Source organism: Stenotrophomonas sp. 05L44_2 (assembly GCF_056665995.1).
On record NZ_JBFTNR010000685.1, the window covers coordinates 1 to 2,238 of the forward strand.

At 68.7% G+C, this 2,238-nt stretch carries 3 protein-coding genes; all 3 read left to right on the top strand.

The window, feature by feature from the left end; all coding sequences use genetic code 11:
- The coding region (locus AC1VAN_RS19260) for a substrate-binding domain-containing protein (protein WP_480986484.1) at window positions 1-241 on the top strand (241 nt) is incomplete at its 5' end.
- A gap of 7 nt (window positions 242-248) precedes the next feature.
- Complete coding sequence (locus AC1VAN_RS19265; protein WP_025878683.1) at window positions 249-1,277, top strand: SIS domain-containing protein; 1,029 nt, start codon at window positions 249-251, stop codon at window positions 1,275-1,277.
- On the top strand, window positions 1,277-2,238 hold a 962-nt coding region (gene nagA / locus AC1VAN_RS19270; protein ID WP_480986485.1), incomplete at its 3' end, for an N-acetylglucosamine-6-phosphate deacetylase. The genes AC1VAN_RS19265 and nagA, both read left to right, overlap by 1 nt.

A 2,238-nucleotide genomic window follows, 5' to 3' on the forward strand; every position in this document is an offset into this window, starting at 1 on the left:
CTTCGAGGACAGTCCGTTCTCGCGCCAGTCGTGGCCGCCGCTGACCACCGCCAAGCAGGCCACCGAAGACATCRCCCGCCATGCCGCGCGCCTGCTGATCGCACAGCTGCGCAGCGATGCCTACGACGATGCGCCGGCGCCGCTGCACAACCAGGGCTTCGTGCCGCAACTGGTGGTGCGCGGCTCGACCGCACCGATGCGTCCTGCCGCCGCGCGCCCCCTTCCTTCCGATCCTTCCTGAGCCTGCCATGTCGCTGTCCGATCCCACCGCCACCCTGATGTTCGCCGAGGCCGCCGAAGCGGCCGAGGTCGTTGCCCGCCAGTTCGCCCGCAACCACGCCGTGATGGAGACGCTGGCAGCCAGCCTGCGCGCTGCGCCGCCGCCGTTCGTGGTGACCTGCGCACGTGGCAGCTCCGACCATGCCGCCACCTACGGCAAGTACCTGCTGGAAACCCAGCTGGGCCTGGTCGTTGCCTCGGCCTCGCCATCGGTGGGTTCGGTCTACGCCGCACCGCTGCAGCTGCGCGGTGCGTTGTTCATTGTCATCTCGCAGTCCGGCAAGAGCCCGGACCTGCTGCGCAATGCCGAAGCGGCCAAGGCCGCTGGCGCGCGCGTGGTGGCGCTGGTCAACGTCGAGGATTCTCCGCTGGCACAACTGGCCGACACGGTCATTCCGCTGCATGCCGGCGTGGAGAAGAGCGTGGCGGCGACCAAGAGCTACCTCGCTTCGTTGTCCGCGCTGCTGCAGCTGGCCGCGTACTGGAAGCAGGACAGCGCGCTGCGCAACGCTCTGGACCTGCTGCCCGATGCCATGCGCGAGGCCTGGCAATGCGACTGGAGCGCGGTGACCGATGGCCTGGTGGAGGCCAACAACCTGTTCGTGCTCGGCCGTGGCCTCGGCCTGGGCGCGGCGCAGGAAGCGGCGCTGAAGTTCAAGGAAACCTGCAGCCTGCATGCCGAGGCCTACAGCTCGGCCGAGGTCAAGCATGGTCCGATGGCGCTGGTCGATCGCGGCTTCCCGGTGCTGGCCTTTGCACAGCCCGATGAGACCGGCGCCGGTACCCGTGCCGTGGCTGAAGAGTTCACCGCACGTGGCGCCAAGGTGTGGCTGGCCGGTGCCGGCGGCAACCTGCCGGTCGCTGCCGCGCCGCATCCGCTGTGCGCGCCGYTGCTGACGGTGCAGAGCTTCTATCGCGCGATCAATGCACTGGCGCTGCGCCGCGGCTTCAACCCGGATCTGCCGCCGCATCTGAACAAGGTGACGGAGACGGTGTGATGGCAACCGTCCTGCGCAATGCCCGCATTCTTGCCGGCGATGAGTTCCGCGATGATCTTGCGGTGGTGATCGAAGACGGCCACATCAGCGCGCTGCTGCCCGACGCGGCGCCACAGCTGGGTACGGCCGACGAGCAGGTGGATCTGGGCGGTGGCTGGCTGCTGCCCGGCTTCATCGATGTACAGGTCAATGGCGGTGGCGGCGCGCTGTTCAACAACACGCCCGACGTCGAGTCGCTGCGTACGATTGCCCGTGCGCATCGCCGCTTCGGCACCACGGCAATGCTGCCGACCCTGATCAGTGACGACGTGGTCGTGATGCGCGAGGCGATCGGCGCGATGCGCCAGGCGATCGCACAGGGCGTGCCCGGCGTGATCGGCATCCACCTGGAAGGCCCTTACATCGCACCGGCGCGCAAGGGCACGCACGATGCCAGCAAGTTCCGCGTGCCGGACGAGCAGGAAATCGAACTGGCGTCGTCGCTGGACAACGGCGTGACCCTGCTGACCCTGGCGCCCGAGCGCGTGCCGCTGGAGACCATCCGYGCGCTGGTCGAGCGYGGTGTGATCGTCGCCGCTGGCCACACAGCCGGYACCTATGAAGAGATCCGTGCCGGCCTCGATGCCGGCGTGCGTGGCTTCACCCATCTGTACAACGCGATGTCACCGCTGCAGGGCCGCGAACCCGGCGCAGTCGGCGCGGCACTGGAAGATCGCGACAGCTGGATCGGCATCATCGTCGATGGCGTGCACGTGCATCCGGCCAGCCTGCGGGTGGCGCTGGCGGCCAAGCCGCGTGGCCGCCTGCTGCTGGTGACCGATGCGATGCCGCCGGTCGGTGCCGACGATCCGAGCTACGTGCTGTATGGCGAAACCATTACTGCCATCGACGGCGTGGTGCGCAACGCGGCCGGCTCGCTGGCCGGTTCGGCGCTGGACATGGCCACTGCCGTGCGCAACAC